Genomic DNA, 420 nt, shown 5'->3' with positions numbered 1-420 from the left:
GGAGATGTGTATAAGAGACAGGCCTTGTTGTTCCTCGGTCTGGTGGTGGTGTTGTCGCGCGGACTGGTGCGGCCGATCCGTCAGGTCRCCGCCGCGCTGGTGGAAATTGGCGGTGGCGGTGGCGATCTAACCCGGCGGCTGGATGAGTCCCGCGCTGTCTCTTTTACACATCTCCGCGCCCACGAGACGAAATGAGCGACTCCGTTTGCCCAAACTATAGCACTCGTGGCGGGTGGGCGGCAGGGGCAGATGTGTATAGGAGACAGGACTGGWGCGGCCGWTCCGTCAGGTCACCGCCGCGCTGGTGGAAATTGGCGGTGGCGGKGGCGATCTAACCCGGCSGCTGGATGAGTCCCGCGCGGGTGGGGTGGGCGATCTGGCGCTGTCTCTTATACACATCCGACGCCGCCGGCGACCCCC

General features: G+C 65.1%; 1 protein-coding gene. It reads left to right on the top strand.

The genetic code is table 11. The annotated features are described in order from the left end of the window. Positions 1–195: hypothetical protein (locus ACQ4LH_RS21525; RefSeq protein ID WP_430698994.1), on the top strand; the 195-nt coding region annotated here is incomplete at its 5' end. Positions 196–420 lie beyond the last annotated feature (225 nt).

It is taken from the genome of Pseudomonas peli, from assembly GCF_050563605.1.
GTDB classification, from domain to species: Bacteria; Pseudomonadota; Gammaproteobacteria; order Pseudomonadales; family Pseudomonadaceae; genus Aquipseudomonas; species Aquipseudomonas peli_A.
Note: the sequence above shows the minus strand (reverse complement) of the source record. Positions and strands in the feature narration are given on the sequence as shown.